General features: G+C 58.9%; 24 protein-coding genes and 4 tRNA genes. 20 read left to right on the top strand and 8 right to left on the bottom strand.

Translation table 11 applies throughout. The features are described from left to right. Positions 1-53 precede the first annotated feature (53 nt). The 14 genes from J3P92_RS16840 (at position 54) to J3P92_RS16775 (ending at position 13,583) form a co-directional block, all read left to right on the top strand. Positions 54-1,064: an aspartate-semialdehyde dehydrogenase gene (locus J3P92_RS16840; protein WP_434648372.1), complete on the top strand. Its 1,011-nt coding sequence runs from the start codon at positions 54-56 to the stop codon at positions 1,062-1,064. A 208-nt stretch (positions 1,065-1,272) separates the two neighbouring features. Further along, complete coding sequence (locus J3P92_RS16835) at positions 1,273-3,846, top strand: FimV/HubP family polar landmark protein (RefSeq protein ID WP_434648369.1); 2,574 nt, start codon at positions 1,273-1,275, stop codon at positions 3,844-3,846. Between the two features lie 280 nt (positions 3,847-4,126). Next, positions 4,127-4,951 (top strand): tRNA pseudouridine(38-40) synthase TruA, encoded by an 825-nt coding sequence (gene truA / locus J3P92_RS16830; RefSeq protein ID WP_434651148.1) that lies wholly within the window; start codon positions 4,127-4,129, stop codon positions 4,949-4,951. A 63-nt stretch (positions 4,952-5,014) separates the two neighbouring features. Continuing rightward, positions 5,015-5,647 carry a phosphoribosylanthranilate isomerase gene (locus tag J3P92_RS16825; protein ID WP_434648368.1) on the top strand — a complete coding sequence of 211 codons (633 nt, stop codon included), beginning with the start codon at positions 5,015-5,017 and terminating at the stop codon, positions 5,645-5,647. Between the two features lie 256 nt (positions 5,648-5,903). Then, positions 5,904-6,824: an acetyl-CoA carboxylase, carboxyltransferase subunit beta gene (gene accD / locus J3P92_RS16820; protein ID WP_420765690.1), complete on the top strand. Its 921-nt coding sequence runs from the start codon at positions 5,904-5,906 to the stop codon at positions 6,822-6,824. Then, entirely contained in the window at positions 6,821-8,128 is a 1,308-nt protein-coding gene (folC, locus tag J3P92_RS16815) for a bifunctional tetrahydrofolate synthase/dihydrofolate synthase (protein ID WP_434648365.1), read from the top strand. The genes accD and folC overlap by 4 nt, the downstream gene beginning before the upstream one ends. After that, a complete protein-coding gene (locus J3P92_RS16810; protein WP_434648362.1) occupies positions 8,112-8,801 on the top strand; it encodes an SPOR domain-containing protein in 690 nt (229 codons plus the stop codon). The genes folC and J3P92_RS16810 overlap by 17 nt, the downstream gene beginning before the upstream one ends. Before the next feature lie 89 nt (positions 8,802-8,890). Continuing rightward, positions 8,891-9,451, top strand: coding sequence for a CvpA family protein (locus J3P92_RS16805; protein WP_039593931.1), 561 nt, complete (start codon positions 8,891-8,893; stop codon positions 9,449-9,451). A 41-nt stretch (positions 9,452-9,492) separates the two neighbouring features. After that, on the top strand, positions 9,493-10,998 hold the full coding sequence (gene purF / locus J3P92_RS16800; protein WP_305495814.1) for an amidophosphoribosyltransferase: 1,506 nt from the start codon (positions 9,493-9,495) through the stop codon (positions 10,996-10,998). A 57-nt stretch (positions 10,999-11,055) separates the two neighbouring features. After that, positions 11,056-12,267 carry an O-succinylhomoserine sulfhydrylase gene (locus tag J3P92_RS16795; RefSeq protein WP_434648359.1) on the top strand — a complete coding sequence of 404 codons (1,212 nt, stop codon included), beginning with the start codon at positions 11,056-11,058 and terminating at the stop codon, positions 12,265-12,267. Continuing rightward, entirely contained in the window at positions 12,264-13,037 is a 774-nt protein-coding gene (locus J3P92_RS16790; RefSeq protein ID WP_434648356.1) for an SDR family oxidoreductase, read from the top strand. The genes J3P92_RS16795 and J3P92_RS16790 overlap by 4 nt, the downstream gene beginning before the upstream one ends. 169 nt (positions 13,038-13,206) lie before the next feature. Then, positions 13,207-13,282 (top strand) — tRNA-Val (locus tag J3P92_RS16785). A 58-nt stretch (positions 13,283-13,340) separates the two neighbouring features. Further along, positions 13,341-13,417, top strand: a tRNA-Asp gene (locus J3P92_RS16780). Between the two features lie 89 nt (positions 13,418-13,506). Beyond that, positions 13,507-13,583 (top strand) — tRNA-Asp (locus J3P92_RS16775). 188 nt (positions 13,584-13,771) lie between these two features. Here J3P92_RS16775 and J3P92_RS16770 read toward each other — a convergent pair. Continuing rightward, complete coding sequence (locus J3P92_RS16770) at positions 13,772-15,055, bottom strand: NAD(P)/FAD-dependent oxidoreductase (RefSeq protein WP_434648354.1); 1,284 nt, start codon at positions 15,053-15,055, stop codon at positions 13,772-13,774. Between the two features lie 183 nt (positions 15,056-15,238). Here J3P92_RS16770 and J3P92_RS16765 point away from each other — a divergent pair. Continuing rightward, a tRNA-Val gene (locus tag J3P92_RS16765) sits at positions 15,239-15,315 on the top strand. A gap of 108 nt (positions 15,316-15,423) precedes the next feature. On the opposite strand, the gene J3P92_RS16760 is transcribed toward J3P92_RS16765, so the two are convergent. The 3 genes from J3P92_RS16760 to J3P92_RS16750 all read right to left on the bottom strand — a co-directional run bounded on the left by J3P92_RS16760 (position 15,424) and on the right by J3P92_RS16750 (position 18,117). Continuing rightward, positions 15,424-16,560, bottom strand: coding sequence for a tyrosine-type recombinase/integrase (locus tag J3P92_RS16760; protein WP_434606866.1), 1,137 nt, complete (start codon positions 16,558-16,560; stop codon positions 15,424-15,426). Continuing rightward, entirely contained in the window at positions 16,560-16,793 is a 234-nt protein-coding gene (locus J3P92_RS16755) for a hypothetical protein (RefSeq protein ID WP_434606865.1), read from the bottom strand. Before J3P92_RS16755 ends, J3P92_RS16760 begins: the two co-directional genes overlap by 1 nt. A gap of 604 nt (positions 16,794-17,397) precedes the next feature. After that, positions 17,398-18,117 (bottom strand): lipase family protein, encoded by a 720-nt coding sequence (locus J3P92_RS16750; protein WP_434648351.1) that lies wholly within the window; start codon positions 18,115-18,117, stop codon positions 17,398-17,400. A gap of 700 nt (positions 18,118-18,817) precedes the next feature. Between J3P92_RS16750 and J3P92_RS16745 the strand changes: the two genes are divergently transcribed. The 5 genes from J3P92_RS16745 to J3P92_RS16725 all read left to right on the top strand — a co-directional run bounded on the left by J3P92_RS16745 (position 18,818) and on the right by J3P92_RS16725 (position 20,899). Continuing rightward, on the top strand, positions 18,818-19,552 hold the full coding sequence (locus J3P92_RS16745) for a DUF5677 domain-containing protein (RefSeq protein ID WP_434648349.1): 735 nt from the start codon (positions 18,818-18,820) through the stop codon (positions 19,550-19,552). Between the two features lie 130 nt (positions 19,553-19,682). Further along, on the top strand, positions 19,683-19,904 hold the full coding sequence (locus tag J3P92_RS16740) for a hypothetical protein (protein ID WP_434648347.1): 222 nt from the start codon (positions 19,683-19,685) through the stop codon (positions 19,902-19,904). Positions 19,905-19,945: 41 nt separating this feature from the next. Next, positions 19,946-20,134 carry a hypothetical protein gene (locus tag J3P92_RS16735; RefSeq protein ID WP_434648345.1) on the top strand — a complete coding sequence of 63 codons (189 nt, stop codon included), beginning with the start codon at positions 19,946-19,948 and terminating at the stop codon, positions 20,132-20,134. Between the two features lie 92 nt (positions 20,135-20,226). Then, positions 20,227-20,631 (top strand): hypothetical protein, encoded by a 405-nt coding sequence (locus tag J3P92_RS16730; protein ID WP_434606852.1) that lies wholly within the window; start codon positions 20,227-20,229, stop codon positions 20,629-20,631. Positions 20,632-20,644: 13 nt separating this feature from the next. After that, positions 20,645-20,899, top strand: a complete 255-nt coding sequence (locus J3P92_RS16725; RefSeq protein WP_434606850.1) for a DUF7660 family protein — start codon at positions 20,645-20,647, stop codon at positions 20,897-20,899. 33 nt (positions 20,900-20,932) lie between these two features. Here the strand turns inward: J3P92_RS16725 and J3P92_RS16720 are convergent, their stop codons facing one another. The 4 genes from J3P92_RS16720 to J3P92_RS16705 form a co-directional block, all read right to left on the bottom strand. Beyond that, positions 20,933-21,175, bottom strand: coding sequence for a hypothetical protein (locus tag J3P92_RS16720; protein WP_434606847.1), 243 nt, complete (start codon positions 21,173-21,175; stop codon positions 20,933-20,935). Between the two features lie 599 nt (positions 21,176-21,774). Continuing rightward, a complete protein-coding gene (locus J3P92_RS16715; protein WP_434606844.1) occupies positions 21,775-22,236 on the bottom strand; it encodes a hypothetical protein in 462 nt (153 codons plus the stop codon). 246 nt (positions 22,237-22,482) lie between these two features. Next, positions 22,483-23,046, bottom strand: coding sequence for a siphovirus Gp157 family protein (locus J3P92_RS16710; RefSeq protein WP_434606841.1), 564 nt, complete (start codon positions 23,044-23,046; stop codon positions 22,483-22,485). Continuing rightward, positions 23,043-23,777: a hypothetical protein gene (locus J3P92_RS16705; RefSeq protein ID WP_434648342.1), complete on the bottom strand. Its 735-nt coding sequence runs from the start codon at positions 23,775-23,777 to the stop codon at positions 23,043-23,045. The genes J3P92_RS16710 and J3P92_RS16705 overlap by 4 nt, the downstream gene beginning before the upstream one ends. Positions 23,778-23,934: the final 157 nt, after the last annotated feature.

The following is a 23,934-nucleotide window of genomic DNA, read 5'->3' as shown; positions in this document are numbered from 1 at the left end:
CCACCCACCACCCGGTAAAGTGCCGCTCCCCACGTTTTACCTGAGGTAGACCCATGAGCCAGTCCTTTGATATTGCCGTGATCGGCGCCACCGGTACTGTCGGCGAAACCCTCGTCCAGATTCTTGAAGAGCGCGACTTCCCGATCGGCAACCTGCACCTGTTGGCCAGCAGCGAGTCAGCGGGCAGCTCGGTGATGTTCCGGAGTAAAAACGTGCGGGTGCGCGAGGTCGATGAGTTCGATTTCAGCAAAGTCCAACTGGCGTTTTTCGCGGCGGGGCCGGCGGTCACTCTGAGCTTCGCTCCGCGCGCCACGGCGGCCGGCTGCGCGCTGATCGACCTGTCCGGTGCGCTGCAGGCCGAACAGGCGCCGCAGATCGTACCGGAGGCCAACCCGCACCTGCTGGCGAACCTGTCCAGGCCCGTGCAGGTCAGCAGCCCCAGCCCCTCGGCGACGGTCCTGGCCGTTGCCTTGGCACCGTTGCGCCAATGCCTGGATATCCAGCGCGTGAGCCTGACTGCCAGCCTCGCCGTATCGGCCCAAGGCCGCGTTGCGGTCACTGAACTGGCGCGCCAGACGGCGGAATTGCTCAACGCCCGTCCGCTCGAACCGACGTTCTTCGACCGGCAGATGGCGTTCAACCTGTTGGCCCAAGTGGGTAGTCCCGATGCGCAGGGCCATACCCCACTGGAAAAGCGACTGGTGAGTGAGCTGCGCCAAGTGCTGGAGCAACCTTTGTTAAAGATTTCCGCGACTTGCATTCAAGCCCCGGTGTTTTTTGGCGATAGCTTTAGCGTGACCGTGGAGTCTGCCGGTCCCGTCGACCTGGCGAAGGTCAACGCCGCCCTGGAAGCGGCCCCCGGCATCGAGCTGGTGGAGGCGGGTGATTATCCGACGCCGGTGGGTGATGCGGTGGGGCAGGATGTGGTCTATATCGGCCGCGTGCGCGGCGGCATCGATGATCCGTCGGAGCTGAATATGTGGCTGACGTCGGATAACGTGCGCAAGGGCGCGGCGCTCAACGCGGTGCAGGTGGCTGAGTTGTTGATAAAAGACCTGCTGTAAAAGATACTTGGCAACAATTTGTCGAATGGTTCTAGCTGGGCGCTATGCTTGGCCAGAGTGCTGAAGGCGAACCTCCCTCCCGGGGACTGCCTCGGGCATGAGTGAAACGATCGCGCGCACCGTCGCTTGGGGCTGCGCGCAATGCCTTACGGCAGCGGCATCAACACCTTCTCGCTGGCCGAGGAATGTTCAAACAAAGGAAGAGGCTATGGTTCAAGTTCGCAAACTGGTGTTAGCAATAGCGGCCGCCTCGGCGCTGTCCTCCGGTATGGCGCAAGCGCTCGGGCTGGGGGAATTGACCCTCAAGTCGCCGCCGAACCAGCCTCTGGTGGCCGAGATCGAACTGCTCGATGTCCAGCAACTGACCGCCGCCGAGGTGGTGCCGAGCCTGGCCCCACCTGAAGAATTCGCCAAGGCGGGCATTGACCGCCAAGCCTTTCTCAATGAATTGAGCTTCACACCGGTGATCAACGCCAACGGCAAGAGTGTCCTGCGGGTGACTTCCAGCCGGCCGCTGACCGAACCGATGGTCAAGTTCCTCGTGCAGGTGATGTGGCCCAACGGCCGCTTGCTGCGCGACTACAGCGTACTGCTCGATCCGTCTAAGTTCTCGCCGCAGGCCGCCGACGCCGCTCGGGCGAAGCCGTCCCAGGTGGTGTCTTCGCCGGTCACCGGGGCTACCAAGCCGTCCCAATACACCACGACGCCGCGCGATACCCTATGGGAAATCGCCGCCAAGGTGCGCAACGGTGGTTCGGTGCAGCAAACGATGCTGGCGATCCAGGCGTTGAACCCGAACGCATTCATCGACGGCAACATCAACCTGCTCAAGACCGGCCAGGTGTTGCGCCTGCCCGATCCGGTGCAAAGCACGGCATTGCCGCAGCCCCAGGCCATTGCCGAAGTGGCCGCTCAAAACGCCGCCTGGCGCCAGGGGCGTCGGAGCGGGGCGGGTAACGGACGCCAGCAGGTGGACGCCACCCGGCGTGGCGGTGGCGATAACGCACCGGCCCAGGGCGCGGCTCGCGATAACCTGAGCCTGGTTTCCGCCGAGTCGGCGAAAGCGGGTGCCAAAGGCAAAGGCGCAGCCGGTGATGCCCAGGCCCTGAGTAACCAACTTGCCGTGACTCAGGAAAGCCTCGATTCGGCTCGTCGCGACAATGAAGAACTGAAGAGCCGCATGGCCGATCTTCAGAGCCAGCTGGACAAACTGCAGCGCCTGATCGAGCTGAAGAACAATCAACTGGCGAAAATGCAGGCCGAAGGCGTCGCGGTCCCGCCCACTGGCGAAGCCACCCCGGCGATGTCGGCGGAACTGACCCCCGCGCCAGCGGCACAAGCACCGTCCGCCGCCCCGGCACCCCAGGCCACCCCAGAAGCGACCCCGCCGGTTGAACCGGCGCCGGCCGCAGCCGACGAGAAAAAATACGACGACCTGCTGACCAATCCGATCCTGCTGGGCCTGATTGGCGGCGGTGCGTTGCTCCTCTTGCTGCTGCTCCTGCTGCTCGCTCGCCGCCGCAAGGCCCAGCAGGAAGCCGAGAAACATTTGCGCATGGCCCGCGCCCTCGAGGAGGAGGCCGACTTCTCCCCGGAGCTCGATCTGCCCCCGAGCAGCTTCGAGGGCATTGAAGTACCACCACCCAGCGTAAAGCTCGAACCCAAGCCAGCCCCCGCGCCAGCCCCTTGGCCTGCCTCGGTGGTTGCGCCCGTGGTCGTCACGCCCCCCATAGCCGCACCGCTGGTAGCACCGGCCGCGGAGCGTTCGGACGACGTGCTGCCCCAGGCTCAGTCGCACATCGATCGTGGTCGCTTGAATCAGGCCGCCGACCTGCTTGAACAAGGCATCAAGGCCGAGCCCCAGCGCAGCGACCTGCGCTTGAAGCTGATGGAAGTCTACGGCCAGCAGGGCGACCGCGACGCCTTTGTCGCCCAGGAGCGGCAGTTGGTCGCCAATGGCGACAATTACGCCCAGGTCGAACAGCTCAAGAGCCGTTTCCCGGCCATGGCGGTCGCCGCCGGTGCAGGCCTGGCTGCGGCAGCCGTAGCCGCTGAGTTGGATGCCCAGTACGTCAAGGAGCTGTTGGAAGACAAATCGCCGACCGACGACGAGCTCGACAGCGCTTTTGATCTCAGCCTGGAGGACATGGACACCGCTCCGGTCGCGCCAGCCCCCGAGCCGCTTGCCGAACTGGATGCGTTTCCGCAAGACGATGACCTGAGTTTTGAATCGGTGCTCAAGCAACAGACCGAGGCCAACGAAAGCCTCGACGATCTGTCGGAGTTCGATCTGGACCTGGGCGCGGATGCTCCGGCACCCGCCTTGGCGGATGAAGACTTCCTGCTGGACCTGGACGACGATCTCAAGGGGTTGGACATTCCAGCGGCCGAAACGCCCGCGTTGGATGACACGCCGGCCGACGATCTTGAGCTGCCGGCGGATTTCGATCTGTCCCTGGCCGACGAGATGGACGCCCACGATCAGCCTAAGGATGCCTTCGAGTCCGAGCTGGACGATGTCAACGCCGAGCTGGATCGCCTGTCCGACAGCATAGGCCAGCCAACCTTCACTGCTGAAGACGCCTTGGCGACTGCCGACGACGAGCCGGACTTCGATTTCCTCAGCGGCACCGACGAAGTGGCAACCAAGCTCGATCTGGCCCAGGCCTACATTGACATGGGCGACAATGACGGCGCCCGGGATATCCTCGGTGAAGTGCTCAGTGAAGGCGATGCCACGCAGAAAAGCGAAGCGAAGGAGATGTTGTCGCGCCTGGCGTGAGTCAGCGGTTAAACAAAAACGGCAGCCGGTGAGGCTGCCGTTTTTATTTGCAGGTTTTGTAGCGTCTGGGCTGGCGGCATCGCGAGCAGGCTCGCTCCCACAGGTGTTGTGGTCGCTGGAAACCCCTGTGGGAGCGAGCCTGCTCGCGATGGCGCCAGGCCATTCACCGCAGGACCGCCGGTTACACTGGCATCCCACCGCACCCGCTTTATAATGCCCGCCTTTGCGTACCTCAGCAGGCTGTAATTCCTTGGCAAACATAGACAACCCGGCCGCCGAAATGGCGGCCGACGGCTTTTTCCGAATCGCCTTGGGCGTTGAATACAAAGGCTCGCGCTATCGCGGCTGGCAGCGTCAGGCCTCCGGCGTATTAACGGTGCAGGAAACCCTTGAAGACGCGCTGTCCAAAGTCGCCGATTCCCCCGTGTCGCTGCATTGCGCCGGACGTACCGACGCCGGCGTGCATGCCTGCGGCCAGGTGGTGCATTTTGACACCCAAGTCGAGCGCTCGATGAAGGCTTGGGTGATGGGGGCCAATATCAACCTGCCGCACGATGTCAGCGTCAGTTGGGCAAAGGCGATGCCCGCGCATTTTCATGCGCGCTTCAAGGCCATCGCCCGGCGCTATCGCTACGTGATCTACAACGATCAGATCCGCCCAGCGCACCTGAATGAAGAAATCACCTGGAACCACCGTCCGCTGGATGTCGAGCGTATGGCCGAGGCCGCGAAATACCTGGTCGGCGTCCATGATTTCAGCGCTTTTCGCGCGGGGCAGTGCCAGGCCAAGTCGCCGATCAAGGAACTGCATCACCTGCGCGTAACCCGTCACGGCAAGATGATCGTGCTTGATATCCGCGCCAGCGCCTTTCTGCACCACATGGTGCGCAACGTCGCCGGTGTGCTGATGACCATCGGCGCGGGTGAACGGCCGGTGGAATGGGTCAAGGAAGTGCTCGAAAGCCGCATTCGCCGCTCGGGAGGCGTGACCGCGCACCCGTTTGGCCTGTACCTGGTCCAGGTTGAATATCACGACGAATTCGAGTTGCCTGAGCGTTACATCGGGCCACATTTCCTCACGGGGTTCTCGGAACTCGACGGCTGACGCCCTCCGCTGCATTTGTTACCATCCGGGACTTCCACGGATTTGCCTGAGGTTTTATCCACCATGTCGGTCGTTCGCAGCAAGATATGCGGAATCACCCGAGTCGAAGACGCCTTGGCGGCGGTCGACGCCGGTGCGGACGCCATCGGGCTCGTGTTCTACGCCAAGAGCCCGCGGGCGGTGACGGTGCAGCAGGCACGAGCGATCATTCAGGCGCTGCCACCCTTCGTCACGCCGGTCGGCCTGTTCGTCAATGCGAGTCGTTGCGAGCTGGGCGAAATCCTCGATGCGGTGCCGCTGGCCTTCCTGCAGTTCCATGGCGACGAGACACCCGCCGATTGCGAGGGTTGGCATCGACCGTACATCAAGGCGTTGCGGGTCAAGGCCGGCGACGACATCGCCGCCAGTTGCAAAGCCTTTTCCGGGGCCAGCGGTATCTTGCTGGACACCTACGTGGAGGGCGTTCCGGGAGGGACCGGTGAAGCGTTCGACTGGACGTTGGTGCCGCAGGGCCTGGACAAGCCGATCATCCTCGCCGGTGGCCTGACGGCGGACAACGTGGCTGACGCCATCGCCCAGGTTCGACCCTACGCGGTGGACGTCAGTGGCGGGGTGGAGCAGGCCAGGGGCATCAAGGACCCGGCGAAGATCCGGGCATTCATGGCGGCTGTGCGCAGCGGCCAGTCGTCAATGTGACGGCTGGCAGACTGCCGCCGTCCATACCTGCACTGTTCAAAGCAGGCAGGCGCCGCCTACGGGTGGGCCGATAGCGTAGTGGCAATCGCAGTGCAGCGGTTGCCGGGATGGCGGGGGATGGTTGGGCTGGGCGCAGGTCATGTTTCGCACTGACCGCGACGATCCTCGTTCCTCGCCGCACAATGAATTTGAGCTCAAGGGCATACGCGGGGCCGCGAACCAGAGCGTTCGGGCCGCCGGTACTGGAGAAAGAAGCATGAGCAACTGGTTGGTAGACAAACTGATCCCTTCGATCATGCGTTCCGAGGTGAAGAAAAGCTCGGTGCCTGAAGGTCTGTGGCACAAATGTCCATCCTGCGAAGCGGTGCTGTACCGTCCCGAGCTGGAAAAGACCCTGGACGTTTGCCCCAAGTGCAACCACCACATGCGCATCGGCGCGCGTGCCCGTATCGATATCTTCCTGGACGCCGAAGGCCGTGTTGAGCTGGGTGCCGACCTGGAGCCCGTGGACCGCCTTAAATTCCGCGACGGCAAGAAATACAAGGATCGCCTGACCGCTGCCCAGAAGCAGACCGGTGAAAAAGACGCCCTGGTTTCCATGAGCGGCACCCTGTTGGGCATGCCGGTGGTGGTGTCGGCCTTTGAATTCTCGTTCATGGGCGGTTCCATGGGCGCCATCGTCGGCGAGCGCTTCGTTCGCGCCGCCAACTACGCCCTGGAAAACCGGTGCCCGATGATCTGCTTCGCCGCCTCCGGTGGCGCGCGGATGCAGGAGGCCCTGATCTCGCTGATGCAAATGGCCAAGACCTCCGCGGTACTGGCGCGCTTGCGTGAAGAAGGCATTCCGTTCATCTCGGTGCTGACCGATCCGGTCTACGGCGGTGTTTCCGCCAGTCTGGCGATGCTGGGCGACGTCATCGTCGGCGAGCCGAAAGCCCTGATCGGCTTCGCCGGTCCGCGTGTGATCGAGCAGACTGTGCGTGAAAAGCTGCCGGAAGGTTTCCAGCGCAGCGAATTCCTGCTGGAACATGGCGCGATCGACATGATCATCCACCGCCAGGAGCTGCGTCCGCGCCTGGGTAATCTGCTGGCGCAACTGATGGGCCTGCCGACGCCGACCTTCGTCGCCACGCCAATCGAGCCGATCGTGGTTCCGCCGGCGCCTGCTGGTCTATGACCGAACGCACCCTGGGCGACTGGCTTGCCTACCTCGAGCAGTTGCATCCATCGGCCATCGACATGGGGCTGGAGCGCTCGCAAGCGGTAGCGTCCCGCATGGGACTGGCCAAGCCGGCGCCTCGGGTCATCACGGTTACCGGCACCAACGGCAAGGGGTCGACCTGCGCCTTTCTGGCCTCGCTGCTGCGGGCCCAGGGATTAAGTGTCGGCGTCTACAGTTCGCCGCACCTGCTGCGCTACAACGAGCGGGTGCAGGTCAACGGTGTCGAAGCTTCCGACGCCGATCTGTGTGAAGCCTTCGCGGCGGTGGAAGCCGGGCGGGGCGAGACTTCCCTGACCTATTTCGAGATGGGCACGCTCGCGGCGTTCTGGCTGTTCGCCCGTGCCGGCCTGGATGCGGTCGTGCTGGAAGTCGGCCTGGGTGGTCGCCTGGATACCGTCAATCTCGTGGACGCGGACATCGCGCTGGTCACCAGTATTGGCGTGGATCACGCCGATTACCTGGGCGATACCCGCGAGTCCGTGGCTTTCGAGAAGGCCGGCATTTTTCGCCAGGGCGCGCCGGCACTCTGCGGCGACCTCGATCCGCCGCAACCGTTGCTGGATAAAGTGCGCGAGCTGGGCTGCCCGTTCTTCCTACGCGGGCGGGACTTCGACCTGGCCATGACGGAGCGGCACTGGCAATGGCGTGGCAGCGATGCTCGGGGCAACCAGGTGGAGCTGCGTGACCTGCCGCAGCTGGACTTGCCAATGGAGAATGCCGCGCTGGCACTGCAGGCCTACCTGCTGCTCGGGCTGCCGTGGGACACCGGACGGATTATCCAGGCACTGCAGGCGACTCGCGTTGTCGGTCGTCTTGATCGCCGCTCGATCGATTGGCAAGGCAAGCGCCTCAACGTGCTCTTGGATGTCGGTCACAACCCCCACGCGGCGCAGTACCTGGCTGAACGCCTGGCGCGTCGACCCGTGGCGGGCAAGCGGCTGGCGGTGTTTGGCCTGCTGTCGGACAAGGACCTGGATGGCGTTGTCGATGCGTTGGATGCTAGTGTCCAGCACTGGGCCGTGACGCCACTGGATTCGCCGCGTTCGCGTCCGGCCAGCGAGTTGCAGGCGGTGTTGCAGCATCGTGGCGCTTCGGTGGAAGCTTATGGCAGCGTGGCCGACGCGCTGGAAGGGCAGTGCGCCCTGGCGACGGCAGACGACGAGATTCTGTTGTTCGGATCATTTTATTGCGTTGCCGAGGCCCTTCAATGGTTGGCCCGGCGCTCCACGGAGGAAGCTGCAGATGGCATTGCTGGATAAGGCTTACAAGCAGCGCATGGTCGGGGCCCTGGTGTTGGTGGCCCTGGCGGTGATCTTCCTGCCGATGCTGTTTTCCCGGCAGGACGAGCAGCGCCAGGTCACGGTTGATGCGCCGGCCGCGCCCCAAGCGCCTGCGGTGCCACCCGTGCAAGTCGAGCCCGTGCCAGTGCCCGAGCCGCAGGCACTGCCCCAGGAGCCGGTGCCGAGCGACGCGGAATTGGCTGAACAATCCGCCGCGCCTACCGCGCCGGTCGGGTCCACGCCCACAGCGCCCGCATCTGCCGCTGTCGCGCCTGCCCCGGCGGCACCCGCCAAGCCTGCTGTAGCGCCAACGCCCATCCCGGCGACGCCGGCGATCAAACCGGCGCCAAGCCAGCCGATTACCGCTGCCCCCAAGCCAGACACCACCCAGAGCCGCGTCGATGCCAACGGCCTGTCGGTGAGCTGGTCGGTGCAACTGGCCAGCCTGACCAGTCGCGAAAGCGCGGAAAAACTGCAGAAAAGCCTGCGCAGCCAGGGCTACAACGCCTATATCCGTTCCGCCGATGGCAAGAATCGGGTTTTTGTCGGTCCGTTGATCGAGCGTGCCGAGGCCGACCGTCTGCGCGACTTGCTCAATCGCCAGCAGAACCTCAAGGGTTTTGTGGTTCGCTTCCAGCCAGAGCGCGGTTGACAGCCATTTAGCCGATTTGAATCACGCAGCTTACCGACAGCCCTGCGCTCTGCTAAAATGCGCCGCCTTATCCGTCTGTAGGCTGCACCGTGCCATTTACCTGGGTTGACTGGGCGATCGTTGCGATCGTCGCCATCTCCGCATTGATCAGTCTGAGTCGCGGCTTCGTCAAGGAAGCGCTCTCGCTGCTGACCTGGATCATCGCGGGAGTCGTGGCCTGGATGTTTGGTGGCTCGCTGTCCCAGTACCTTGCCGGATACATCGAAACACCCTCGGCCCGCGTGATCGCAGGCTGTGCCATCTTGTTTATCGCCACCTTGCTGGTGGGCGCAATGATCAATTATCTGATCGGCGAACTGATTCGCGTCACCGGGCTTTCCGGGACGGACCGGTTCCTGGGCATGGCTTTCGGCGCGGCGCGTGGCGCCTTGCTGGTGGTCGTGGCCGTCGGGCTGTTGAGCCTGGGGCCGGTACAGCAGGATACGTGGTGGCAGGAGTCCCGGCTCGTGCCACAATTTCTATTGGTCGCAGACTGGTCCAAGAACCTGATCCTGGGTTGGAGCAGTCAGTGGCTTGCCAGCGGTATCAGCGTACCCGCTGAAATACCGTTCAAGGAACAGCTCTTGCCGATGGCCAAAACGCCGCAGTGAGTGTTATTCAGTTCAGATCCATTAAGTAGGGGTTGCGTCGCATGTGTGGCATCGTCGGTATCGTCGGTAAGTCGAACGTCAATCAGGCGCTGTATGACGCGCTAACCGTGCTCCAGCACCGCGGCCAGGACGCTGCCGGTATCGTGACCAGCCATGACGGCCGGTTATTCCTGCGCAAGGACAATGGCCTGGTGCGCGACGTGTTCCATCAGCGTCACATGCAGCGCCTCGTCGGGCATATGGGTATCGGCCATGTGCGTTACCCGACAGCGGGTAGCTCGACTTCGGCCGAAGCCCAGCCGTTCTATGTCAACTCGCCGTACGGCATCACGTTGGCGCACAACGGCAACCTGACCAATGTCGAGCAACTGGCCAAGGAGATCTACGAATCTGACTTGCGCCACGTCAACACCAGTTCCGACTCGGAAGTGATGCTCAACGTCTTCGCTCACGAGCTGGCCCAGCGCGGCAAGCTGCAGCCGACCGAAGAAGACGTGTTCGCCGCCGTGACCGACGTGCACAACCGTTGCGTGGGTGGCTACTCGGTGGTGGCGATGATCACCGGCTACGGCATTGTCGGTTTCCGCGACCCACACGGTATTCGTCCGATCGTGTTCGGCCAGCGTCATACCGACGAAGGCGTCGAGTACATGATCGCCTCCGAGAGCGTGTCCCTGGACGTGCTTGGTTTCACCCTGATTCGCGACCTGGCCCCGGGCGAAGCGGTCTACATCACTGAAGACGGCAAGTTGTTCACCCGCCAGTGCGCGACCAACCCGAGCCTGACGCCGTGTATCTTCGAGCACGTCTACCTGGCCCGTCCCGACTCGATCATTGACGGTATCTCGGTCTACAAGGCGCGCCTGCGCATGGGCGAGAAGCTCGCCGACAAGATCCTGCGCGAGCGTCCGGACCATGACATCGACGTGGTCATCCCGATCCCGGACACCAGCCGCACCGCGGCCCTGGAGCTGGCGAACCATTTGGGCGTGAAGTTCCGCGAAGGCTTCGTGAAGAACCGCTACATTGGCCGCACCTTCATCATGCCGGGCCAGGCTGCACGGAAAAAATCCGTACGCCAGAAGCTCAACGCCATTGAACTGGAATTCCGCGGCAAGAACGTGATGCTGGTGGACGATTCCATCGTGCGTGGTACCACCTGCAAGCAGATCATCCAGATGGCCCGCGAAGCCGGCGCCAAGAATGTCTACTTCTGCTCGGCGGCCCCGGCCGTGCGCTACCCGAACGTCTACGGCATCGATATGCCGAGTGCCCATGAGCTGATCGCTCATAACCGCACGACCCAGGAAGTGGCCGACCTGATCGGCGCCGACTGGCTGATCTACCAGGACTTGCCGGACCTCATCGAAGCGGTGGGTGGCGGCAAGATCAAGATCGAGCAGTTCGATTGTGCGGTATTCGACGGCAAGTACGTCACCGGCGACATCGACGAGGCCTACCTGAATCGGATCGAGAACGCGCGTAACGACGCGTCCAAGGCCAAGACGCAGGCGGTCAGCGCGATCATCGATCTGTACAACAACTGAGTCACGAACCGGCCCCGAGGGGCCGGTTTGCGTTTAACCGATTACAGGAGTGGCAGCATGAGTCAGGATTGGGATGCCGGTCGGCTGGACAGCGACCTTGAAGGCGTAGCGTTCGATACCCTGGCGGTTCGCGCGGGCCAGCACCGTACACCGGAAGCCGAACATGGCGATCCGATGTTCTTCACCTCCAGCTACGTGTTCCGCACGGCCGCCGATGCCGCGGCGCGCTTTGCCGGGGAAGTGCCGGGCAACGTCTACTCGCGTTACACCAACCCGACCGTGCGGGCTTTCGAGGAGCGTATCGCCGCCCTGGAAGGCGCCGAGCAGGCCGTGGCGACCGCCACCGGCATGGCCGCGATCATGGCGGTGGTGATGAGCCTGTGCAGCGCTGGCGACCATGTACTGGTGTCGCGCAGCGTCTTCGGCTCGACCATCAGCCTGTTCGAAAAATACTTCAAGCGTTTCGGCGTGGAAGTCGATTACGTGCCCCTGGCGGACCTGTCCGGTTGGGATGCCGCGATCAAGGCCAATACCAAGCTGCTTTTCGTCGAGTCGCCGTCCAATCCGCTGGCCGAACTGGTGGACATCACCGCGCTGGCGGAAATCGCCCATGCCAAGGGCGCCATGCTGGTGGTCGACAACTGCTTCTGCACACCGGCGCTGCAACAGCCGCTCAAGCTGGGCGCGGACGTGGTGGTGCATTCGGCCACCAAGTTCATCGACGGCCAAGGTCGTTGCATGGGCGGTGTCGTTGCTGGTCGTGGCGAGCAAATGAAAGAGGTCGTGGGCTTCTTGCGCACCGCTGGGCCGACCCTCAGCCCGTTCAATGCCTGGATCTTCCTCAAAGGCCTGGAAACCCTCGGCCTACGGATGAAGGCTCATTGCGCCAATGCCCAGGCCCTGGCCGAGTGGCTGGAGCAGCAGGACGGTATCGAGAAAGTGCATTACGCCGGCCTCAAGAGCCATCCGCAACACGAACTGGCCTTGCGTCAGCAGCGCGGTTTCGGCGCGGTGGTGAGCTTCGAGGTCAAGGGCGGCAAGGAGGGCGCCTGGCGTTTCATTGACGCGACCCGGTTGATCTCCATCACTGCCAACCTCGGTGACAGCAAAACCACCATTACCCACCCGAGCACCACCTCCCACGGTCGCCTGTCGCCCCAGGAGCGTGAATCGGCGGGTATCCGTGACAGCCTGATCCGCGTGGCGGTCGGCCTGGAAGACGTGGCGGACCTGCAAGCCGACCTGGCCCGCGGGTTGGCGGCCTTGTGATCGAGCTGGCTACGCCGCCGAGCGGTACTCATGGCCGGGTAGCCCTGGTGACGGGCGCCGCGCGGGGTATCGGCCTTGGGATTGCCGCCTGGCTGATCTGTGAAGGTTGGCAGGTGGTTCTCACCGACCTGGACCGCGAGCGCGGTTCCAAGGTGGCGAAAACCTTGGGTGACAATGCCTGGTTCATCGCCATGGATGTGTCGGACGAGGCCCAGGTTGCCACCGCTATCGCTGAAGTGCTCGGCCAGTTCGGGCGGCTCGACGCGCTGGTGTGCAACGCCGCCATCGCCGACCCGCACAACATCACCCTGGAAAGCCTGGACCTGGCGCATTGGAACCGGGTCTTGGCGGTGAACCTGGGTGGGCCGATGCTGCTGGCCAAGCACTGCGCGCCTTACCTGCGTGCCCACAACGGGGCCATCGTCAACCTGGCCTCGACCCGCGCCGCGCAGTCGGAACCGGACACCGAGGCCTATGCGGCCAGCAAAGGAGGCTTGCTGGCCCTGACTCATGCCCTGGCGATCAGTCTAGGGCCGGAGATTCGGGTCAACGCCGTCAGCCCTGGTTGGATCGACGCGCGAGACCCATCGCAACGTCGAGCGCAGCCGCTCACCGATGCCGATCACGCCCAGCATCCGGCGGGCAGGGTGGGTACGGTGGAGGACGTGGCGGCGATGGTGGCATGGCTGCTTTCGCGCAACGCCGGTTTTGTCACGGGGCAGGAGTTCGTGGTGGATGGCGGCATGACCAAGAAAATGATTTATGAGTAAGGAGCAGCTGCAAGCGGCAAGTTCAAGCTGCAAGCAGCGTGGTGCGGGTCCGGTGCTTTTTACTTGTAGCTTGGCGCTTGTCGCTTGAAACTGTTTCTGAAAAAAATCCAACCCTGCTATTGACTTAGCTTCGGTACCTGCGTAAATTTCGCGGCCTCAACGCAGCAAAGGGTGATTAGCTCAGCCGGGAGAGCGTCTGCCTTACAAGCAGAATGTCGGCGGTTCGATCCCGTCATCACCCACCATGTTTCTTGAGAGTCTTGCGAAAGCAAGATGGAAGCTGTCAAAAGCATCCACCGACGCGCAGCGGTAGTTCAGTCGGTTAGAATACCGGCCTGTCACGCCGGGGGTCGCGGGTTCGAGTCCCGTCCGCTGCGCCATATTTTCCGAAGCAGGTTCGCCTGGTTCGAGATCCAAGCCCGCGGGTTTGGATCAGACGAGTTTAATGGACGCAAGTCCACAGCGATACGCAGCGGTAGTTCAGTCGGTTAGAATACCGGCCTGTCACGCCGGGGGTCGCGGGTTCGAGTCCCGTCCGCTGCGCCATATCTGCTTCGAGGCCCACTGAACGCCTTGAAGCTAAGAAGAAAGCTGAAGAGCTTCTTCCAATCGATAGCAAAGACCCTGGTCGAAAGACCGGGGTTTTTTGTGTCTGGCTGAACAGTATTGGGCCTACAGCCGTGGCGAGGGAGCTTGCTCCCGCTGGGCTGCAAAGCAGCCCTGTGTCGGCCGCTTCAGAACCCCAACCGATCCCGCAACCCGTAATACCAAGCCCCCATCGCCGCAAATGGCGTGCGCAGCAATTGACCGCCGGGGAAGGGGTGGTGCGGCAGGTCCGCAAACGCGTCAAAACGCTCTGCTTGCCCTCGCAATGCCTCTGCCAGTACCTTGCCCGCCAAATGCGTATACGTCACGCCATGACCACTGCAGCCTTGGGAATAATAAATGTTATCCCCCAGCCGCCCTACTTGCGGAAGACGCGACAGAGTCAGTAGGAAATTTCCGGTCCAGGCGTAATCGATCTTCACATCCTTGAGCTGCGGGAACGCTTTGAGCATCTTCGGCCGAATGATCGCTTCAATGTTGGCCGGATCCCTTGCGCCATACACCACGCCACCACCGAAAATCAGGCGCTTGTCACCCGTCAGCCGGTAGTAGTCGAGCAGGTAGTTGCAATCTTCGACGCAGTAATCCTGAGGCAGCAGGCGATGGGCCAACTCGTCCCCCAGCGGCTCAGTGGCGATCACCTGCGTACCACAAGGCATCGACTTGGCCGCCAACTCCGGCACCAGATTGCCCAGGTAAGCATTGCCCGCCACGATAATGAATTTGGCCCTGACCTTGCCCTGCGGCGTATGCACGACCGGACTGGCACCGCGCTCGATGCGCACCGCCGGCGACTGCTCGTAGATCACACCACCCAGTGACTCCACCGCCGCCGCTTCGCCCAGCGCCAGATTGAGCGGGTGGATATGCCCTCCGCTCATATCCAACATGCCGCCGACATACTCCTCGCAAGCCACCACCTCGCGAATACGCCGCTGACCCAGCAACTCCAGCTGTGTATGACCGAAACGCTCCCATAAACGCTTCTGCGACTCCAGATGACCCATCTGTTTAGCGGTGAGGGCCGCGAATACACCGCCGTCCTTCAGATCGCACTGAATCTGATACTTAGCCACCCGCTCACGGATGATCCGCCCACCCTCGAACGCCATGTTGCCGAGCAACTGCGCTTGCTGTGGACCGACGCTGCGTTCGATCACATCGATGTCGCGGCTGTAGCTGTTGACGATCTGCCCACCGTTGCGACCCGAAGCGCCGAAGCCGACCTTCGCCGCCTCGACGATCGTCACTTTAAAACCGTGCTCCAGCAGAAACAGCGCGGAAGACAACCCCGTGTAACCCGCACCGATCACGCAGACATCGGTTTCGACATCATCCTGCAGGGCAGGGCGCGACGGCGTCGCATTGGCCGATGCGGCGTAATAGGACGCTGGGTAGGATGTGTTCGCCATTCTGGAACCTCTGTTTTATATTTTTTACGAATGCAGCGATCCTACCCGAGATAAAAATCCGCCGCCAGCCACCACAAAATCCTTGTCGCTTCGGCGCAATTAAATATTTTGCATATTCATAGGCTTAGGTGAAAAAAAGGTGTTGACACCCCTTTGGAATTCCGTAGAATGCCGCCTCACAGCAGGCACGTAGCTCAGTTGGTTAGAGCACCACCTTGACATGGTGGGGGTCGTTGGTTCGAGTCCAATCGCGCCTACCAAACAAAATCCGCTCTGCTGGGCGGTCTAGAAGGGCTCACCGAAAGGTGGGCCCTTTTTTGTTGGCTGCGATTTTCAAAACTTTTTCAAAACTTTTGCAAAACCCCACCTCACAACGCCAATTCGGCACCCACCTCGACGTAGTCAATCGTCTGCTCGCAGTGTCCCTTCTGGTAGTGCTTCGTCATCTTTTCGTCTGCATGACCAAGCAGCGCCTGGATGTAATCCTGGGGGAAATTCTGCTGCTCATAGAGCCATGCACCTAGCGCGCGAATCTCATGAAAAGTGGGGCGCTCTCCGGCTGGCATATAGTCGTAGGCGTGCGCCTCGTCCCTAGCCTTGCTGAATTCCTTGGTCAGATAGTCCGGCGTCACCGAGGTCCAGTGATCCTTCGCATTGATCTGCTCTCTGCGCCTCGCCTTGGGCTTGTAATGGATCAGGTAGGGGGAAGCTACGGGTGAGCGTAGGCACTCTCCTACAACCTCGCGTAGGGCGGCCCCCATCTTGATTTTGAGGTGAACCGGATTGCTGTAGCCCTGAGTTTTTCCGGGAGAAACGGTCAGCGTGTTTTCATCCATGTTGGCGGCTGATTTCTGCCACGTCACGATGTCCTCGCGCCGCTGGAGGCTTGTTAGCGCTAGGCGGATTGCGCGTTTTAGCCAGGGGGGCGTCGTCGCGGCGTTGATGATTGAATTCAGTCCTTCGAGGGTGTGACGCTGACGCTTCTTCTCCGCCTCCTTTTTCACCAAGGTCAGCTCTGCGACATTTCGCTCTGCCAGGCCTTTAGCCACGGCGAAAGCAAATATCTGAACCCACAAGCCGCGGTGCTTCGTGTAGGCATTGTTGCTGAACTGGTCCAGGTATTCAGCCATGGCAAGCACGTCCATTTGCCCAATCAGACGCTCGCCTAGGTCTCGCTGGTACCGCTGAAGCTTGAACTTGATTTCCTCCAGTGTGCGAGTTGCGTAGCCTTTGTCCTTAAGCCACTCGTCTTGGAAACGCTGCAACAGGATGTTGATCGTGGGCAGGCGCTCGCCAGTCAATACTGTGAGTAGCGCGCCGTCGTCTACAACCAGCGCCGACAGCTTCAGATTTGCCGCCCGCGCTAGTTTTATTGCTTCCTCCAGAGGGCGGTTGATGCTTGTTACCAGGCCGGTGATGGGATTGCGGTACCGCCAATATTTTCCGTTGGGGTAGAGGTTCGGCGGCAACTTTCTGTTTTTCAATATGCGTGGCCGAGCAGCCATCAACCGATCTCCGTCATCTGTGCCAGCAGAGGGTCGCTTGCTCCCATGACTGCTGCTTGTAGATCAACAAAATACATCCCGCCCTTTATCTCTCCGATCACTTCCCCTTCCTCAATCCACCTTTTGAGTTGCTGCACGCTGGGTTTGCCGCCTGCGTACCGTAGTTTTCTGTACTCGCTCACCTCCATGAGGCGAGGGAGCTTTACTGTCATTTGGGCAATTATTTTTGCCATGATGATGCTCCATGCCGCACACAGCGGCGGAAGGTTGTAATGGGTTGCGTGTTGTCTGTGCAAGCTGAGTGCTATCAAATTTTTGATACGGAGCCGCTCGGTTATGAATTGTCCGCCGCTAAATCACTCAGGTGCAACCTGGCTGCGGCAGCAGGTTCGAATAAATAAGTTAGATATGAGATGAGTGTTTAGTTAATTCTGAGCGTAATAGCTGGCGCAAAGACTGAAGCTATATAGCATTCATTGTCGGAGTAACAGTTTATGCTGTCTATATACCTGATCGGGTGGCTTGGGTTTATAGATTGGTTCTAGGGCGCGGGCTGTTCATTTTCAATGTCTTCGCTGCAGAGCGATGACTGTTTTGAAAGTGTATAAAACATTGGGATTTGTTTGGAGGTTAGCAGCTTTATTAGCAGTCGGCCGTAGCTTTTCATTCGGTGTCCATTGATCATTTCTTTTCTAGAGGTTGCGTTGATTAACTCTAAGCGTAATTGGTGCGAGAAGTCGCGCTCTATATCTACCCGCTCTGAGTAGTCAAAGTATGGGAGCTGCATTAGCAGTATTACGTTGCCGTTTGCTTCGTAGTTGTCATTTGACCATCCAACTATGTTTGGTGGGGGCATGAATGGGATGGCATATCGCACCTAACAACTCGGTAGGTAACAATATTTAAGATCTGATACCTTCTTGCGCCCTCGTTGTTAGTGAATCGAGGTGCACCAAAGGTACCTACGAATTCTATTGTCGCCCCAGCTTCATGAAGATACATTGAAACTATCGAGGCTACAGCACCGCCAAGTGAGTGTCCGTAAAGTCTGATCATGTAGCCTTGGTCGATTTTTTCTCCGTATTGTTCTTTCACAGATTTATATACAAATCCAGCTATGAGCTTGAAACCGCTATGAAATGAAGTTCCTGTGTTGTCGTCAAGTTTTTTGGAAGTCTGGATGTCTACATACGCGTCATCTATATTTGCAGTGCCTCTAATTGCTATGTCTATGGTTTTGTTCTTGTCATCTGATCTGGATATGTAAACTGTTGAGGTTTCTTTAGATCCTATGCTGGGTCTAGGTAATACTGTTCTGGTCCAGCCCTCCAGGCTTTCGTCGCTGTAGGCTAGATCGGATGCGATTAGAGCAGTCAGTAAATAATCATTAACTTTAGCCAGTTCCTTGCTTCGAAATTGTTGCTGTGGGGGTGGGAGTCCAGAATATGTAGGATTTAGCAACTTTGGAGTATTTTTGTCTCTAGTGCCGAAATTTTTACAGCCAGAGAGTGAGGCTAGGAGTATGAGCATTGCCGTTAGGAGGGCTACAGTTCGCATCCGGTACCGCCTTTCAGTGCTCGAGTAATTGATGGGATCATAGCTGCGCTTTTCGTGCCTAACGGGAAAAGCCCAGGCATTTTGTAAAAAATTCCAGATCCAGCGTAAGATGATATTTATTTATGGGGTCCCTCCACGTGGCTAATAGGACCGTTTTGGCATTGCTAAAACGCTACGGATTATCGCCACCACCGATCGATGAGCGTTGGGCCCCTCAATGCTGGCGGAGATTGGGTGAAAGTTAAACCCAGTCGGCATGCTTTTCGTTGGCGTGATTCGAGTTTGTGGGCTATTGGTTGATTGCCCGGCATGAGGCCGGATTGAGGAGCGGCTATGAAATGCTCGGTGCACGGTTCAGCGGCGAATCAAAACCCTACGAGCGGCGATTACCTGGAAATCGATTGCCCGGATTGTGGGGTGTTTCGAATTTCTCGAAGCCTGATTGCGGTTATCTACAACAGAGTATTTGACATTGAGAAGACTCGATACTTCTTAGCCAACATTCCCAGGGCGTGCAACATTCCGGCTCTGAGTACACTTGATGAGGAGTGCCTTCGCGTCCCTTGAATTGCTTGTAGCAGTTCCGCCGCCCTCCGTGATCGTGGTGGCAGTTTGGTTTGGGTTGGGGTATTTGTGTTCGGCCCGGCAGCGATTGAGCTTAGGCCTCAGAACGAATTCTATTTTTGAGGGTGTTAAACAAGTGGATCAAGCCGAACTGGATGAAGCCCTGAATCTCAAAGGGTTCCTGTCTCCCTCGATGGACTTGGTTCGAGAGAGCCTAAAGTCGAACTTTAACAGTTCCTTTGCTGCCGCCGAGTCTGCATCTGGCGCTGCACAGCGTTCGATGATGGAGGCAGGTGTCGATTGGAAAGAGCCGCACATGTTGGCTGCATTGGTTTTTCTGCACCGGACAATCAGGAGTTGTCAGGCCGCAATAATTTTGTGCGAGCGAGGGCTCGTCGTTGATGCTCAAACCATCACGCGTTCCGCGGCGGAAGCCTTGTTTCATGGTATGGCCTTGATCAAAGATCCATCCGTGTTTCCCAGAATGTCTCGTCAATGTGACATCGATGAGAAAAAGCAAGCCAAGGCGATGATCGACTCCCTATCTGACAAGGGTTTGACCAAACAAAACATAGCTGATTTAACAGAGGTAGTTCTTCGAGGGGAAGGTAACGCGCCAGGTTTTTCAACGCATGACGCGGCACGCGTTGCCGGACTTATGCCTATCTACGACACCCTCTACCGAGGCCTATCAGTTGCAGCAAGTCACGCTACATTCAGGTCGATGGATTCGTCCTTTCAGATGACAGACGAACAAGTTGGCTTGCTCACGGGTCCAACCGATCATAATCTGGAGTTTACCCTAGGCCTTGTGCAGAGCTGCCTAGACATCGCTCGTAAAGCTCTCGATGAGAATTTCATTGTCCAATGATTCACCCTTCGGCAATTAGATCGCCGGCACGTCGACTTCGTCGTCAGGCTCTGGCGGATCATCGGTGAGCGACTTCCTCCCGGTAGCCTGAATAATGCGCGACACCTTTTCGCTACCAAAATAAGGTGTCGTGACACAACGCAGCATTGACCTGCGTCTGGAAGTCCGCCGCGATCAGATTCATCAGCAGCCACTGGTGAACTTCCTGTTGGTTGTCGATGCCGTGGGCGTTTTGACCCGCTTCAGGTCCGATACGAACACTCAGGCCATTTCACTGCGCACTTCTGGATTCCACGTTGTAGCCTTCGCTGCGATTGGCGCGATTGGCGCGATTGGCGCGATTCGGAGATAAGAGCTATTACTTATCCGAACTCACACTGGCCGGAGGCCGACATGAGACTGCAAAACGATGTAGATGCGCTCGCGGCAATCGAGGAGGATGCAAGGGCGATGCTAAAATGGATCGGATTGCCTGACGATGCTCAGAAACTGGCGGTAGTAGTCTTCCTCCGCGAGATCATTAATCTGGCGACCTACACCGAATCTATGATTCTCTTACCCAAGGGGTTTGATCCCGACTGATCCAGGGCGCTGCGTGAAGATGGCGCTATGATGGCATTTTTACAATGGGTGGGGTTGAATAGCCGATTCAAGAATGGAATACGGGACGGTTTATGCAGTTCAAGCGCGGCTTCAGCATCCTCGGTTTCGCTATGATTATCGCTATGGCGTCTGGGTGTAAGTCCTACACTGAGAAAGCAGCAGAGGGGTTACCAAATTCCCAAACCGCAGGTATTCGGTCGATAGAGAAGACGCTCACTATTGCCAGCGTAGATGGTGCAGACACCTTGTATGCGTTGTACACGCAGCGTACCGAATATCGCTTGTCGCCGGGAAAACACCGTCTGGAAGTGAAGAAGTGGACAGGAACACGAGCGACGAGGCCAATTTTTCGGGACGTTTACCTAAAAGCCGGGCGGGAGTACGGTCTCAAGTCGATGCCAAGTGAAGACTGGTGGGACTTTAAGCTCGAGGATATGGAATCTGGTGAGCGGATAGATAAGCCGATCACCCCTTAAGGATGAAGCGACGATGGACCCCTACGACCTCCTAGAAGAAGTCAACGACGACCAATCTTTTCTTAGATTTGCCCATGCTCTGATGGCAGACAGAGCGGCAGCCACAGCAGATAGCACTGATTGGGAAAACGATACAATAGATGGTTTTTTGGAATCTGCCGTTGCGTGGGCGGAAACCAGCGACTTCGGAATCAGGGAGGGGCTTGATCCGTCTAACCCTTGGCGTCAGTTTGCGGTTTTTCTGTACTGCGGAAAGATCTATGAATGACCCGTGCGTTTGAGGGCCGTTGGAAAAAAGCTCCTATTTAGCGTTAAGTGCCAAATCTCTAAGCCTTCTCTCCGTCGCGTGGTCGAACCGGTCCAGAATTAGGTCGGCTTGATCCTCGGTGATGGATCCCGCGCAGGTTAGGCCGATCACAAATCCGTGAGCTTTTGCGCCGCTTTTGACGGCCAGGATCATCGATCCAGCGGTCTCGATGTCTTTTAGTATCTTCTCAGCAGCGCGCATCGCCCCGGCTGGTAGGTTGAAAGGTTCGTTAAACATTTGGTACTCCGCACACGCAAGTTTGCCCTTCGCCGGGCTGGGGCGTCGTCGCCCTCTGATGCCATCGACCAATTCGACGAAGCAGGGTTTCAGAAATCCTTAACATTTGGTGCCTGACGGGGTCGCGCTTCCGATAGGCTGCCCATCTGCCAGCTGGCACGACAAACGGCTCGCCAGCGACCTCATCCTAGGAGGAACCCAACCCGTTTGCCTAGAATCCAATTGGGAAACGGGAGGTGGAAGTGGAATGAAGTGCAGTTGCTGGATTTGTTGGGGCGACGCGTATCGCAAGGGCCTATACGGTGATTGGTGATTGGGATGATGTCACTTGCCTTGAGTGTGGACATTACATAATTAGTCGCCGTTTGTTGAAGGATTACCTAGGTAGTAAATTTGACGTAGAGCGCATGCGAGACTCTTTCGCTTTCGTTAGCGCTCAGGGTTGCATTCCGCTGGTGCACAGGTACAGCGCCGTATTTGCCCACAAAATGCCGCCACTGAAGCCTTCTGGGAAATTGATCGGCTGGCCTATCACCTTAAACAAGCTGGCAGTACAGCGGGGTGAATAGATGATCTGTCATGGCGAGCCCAAATAGGTATCAAGCGGCTAATCTGACCTGATTCCAGGCGCCGACGGCAGAGAATAGCTTCGCGGCTTGCCCCTCTCCCAGACACACATCGTCGGGTATCGCAATCCAGCCAGACGCCACCAGATGGTTCGGATTGCAGCTGTTGCGGAGCTCCAGATAGTAATGCTCGATAGCATCCGTAAGACTTTCCACCCTGTAGACGCCTTCCGGCGATATCTCCACTGACTTGATGTACTCGGCTCCGCGGTCGTCTCGGCACATGCCGGCGATATAGATTGTCCAGTGGTAGGCGAAATCGAAGATTGCGTTTGCGATTTCAAGCGTTCGGATCTGGCGGCGACTTTTCCAGTTCATCATGACCTGCGTGCCGCTCGGGTCAATGTTTACCACTGCGACATGGTTGGTCCTGAGCAATGCCCGGCATTTTCGTTCGGCGCGGGCGATGTTGTTATTCGCTTTACGTTTGCTCATGGCGTGTCCACCGCTTTGCGTCTCGTCCTCCGCTTGGCGTGAGGCTGCGATTTTCGTTTCCGCTTCAGGATTGTTTCTAGGTCTATACGGGTGGAGCGGGGCGGTCGTATCGGATTGAAAGGCGGTGCCTCCAATTGAACGACTCGTCCGCCCTCCTGGAGATATTTGATGATCTGATCATCGATCGATTCTGTATTCCGCCGCTGCAGCTCGATCAGGCTGAGGTGATTGCTAATCATCTTTGCCTCACTTAATTCGGATGGAGCTATCTCCACGTTCCAGGTGCGCCCAGGACGGTTCGGGCAGAAGTTCATGCTCGACGTCTTCACCAGCTTCGATCCGCTTCCGGACGGCGTCGTTGTGATCGCGGATTTCTTTGAGCTTGGCAGCGATAGCGTTCTTATCGGGCGCAATGCTGGTTTTCACGGCAATGAGCTCATCCGGCACGGCGTCTTCGTTGTCCACGATCACCTTCTCTTTGCCGAGGGCCAGGGTAATTGTGAAGAGGGGACGCTTAATGGTTTTGAGATTGGCCGCTTCCATGTTCCGGCGAAGGTAGTCGGTGATCTCGGCCACGCTGTTGTTCTTGATGCGCTTGAGCTCGGTGAGACGCTCAATCTCGTTTTCAATCGCGGCCACATCACTTTCAATGTTCCGGCGCAGCATGGCGACATTGTCGGCCTTCACTTCGAACTCGCCTTGGATCTCTTCCAGGGCGTGCTGTAGGGCTTCTTTAAGTCCCTCATCATCGACGTCGGCCATCGCTTGGATCTCGGCGAGCTTGCCGGAGAGTGCGTATAGCTGGGTCATGCAGCTGACTCCTCTTCGAATTTCGCAGAAAGGTCTTTCAGTTCTTTGGCGATGCGCCGGACCGCCGTATCGTCTTTACGCGCGGTCAGGCGTCGAACTGCGTGGTCATGGATCTTTTTGAGCTCTTGCAGCGACTGGGCACCTTGCATCGTCTCGACAACCGACCTGATGTAATCCAGCCGTTCTTGCTTCTGGCGTTCCTCTTCCGCGACCTTGTCTTCAGCTTTGATCATCGCTACCTCATCGCGCACCGCATCGACATAGGCGGCGTCCTCAAAGAGGCCCATGTGGATGTCGGCTGCTAACCCGAGGGGTTGGAGGCACTTGCCGATAGCATCGGTCAGCGACTTTTTCGCGGCCTCCCAATCAGTGACGATCTTCCCCTGTTGGAGATGGACGAAAGGGGTGTGGCCGTAATGCTCGACGGTGCATTTCTGACCATCTTTGCCCACGTACCAGAGCTGAATTTTCAACGTGTGCAGCTTGGCGTTAATGCGTGGAGCGTCCGGCCATTCCTTGGTGGGAGCCTGAAGAGGGCCGCCTTCGTCGAAGCGATCCTCAAGGACTGTCCAACCCCAACCCTCGCCGCACGGGCCGAATACTTCCGTGGCCTTGCGCATCAGGTAGGTGGGTTTAATGGCGGTGCCTTTAAAACCGCCCATGCCAGTGAAATTCTTCGTTGCGCTGGGATCGGTTACGTTGACCTGATCCCAGATGCGGGTATTGGACATAACTATTCTCCGCGCCACCGACGAGGGGCGCTGCGTACAGAGCTGAAGTTATTGGGTGACGCGATCAGCCAGAGCGCTGAGCAACATCAAGAAGAAGCAGAAGGCGATGGTTGAGAAGGATCCACGCCAGATGAGAAGGCGCCGGGCGCGCTGATGG

Source organism: Pseudomonas sp. D3-27, assembly GCF_051132165.1.
Taxonomy (GTDB): Bacteria; Pseudomonadota; Gammaproteobacteria; order Pseudomonadales; family Pseudomonadaceae; genus Aquipseudomonas.
The sequence above is the reverse complement of the archived record's forward strand: the minus strand, read 5'-3'. Positions and strand labels throughout refer to the sequence as shown.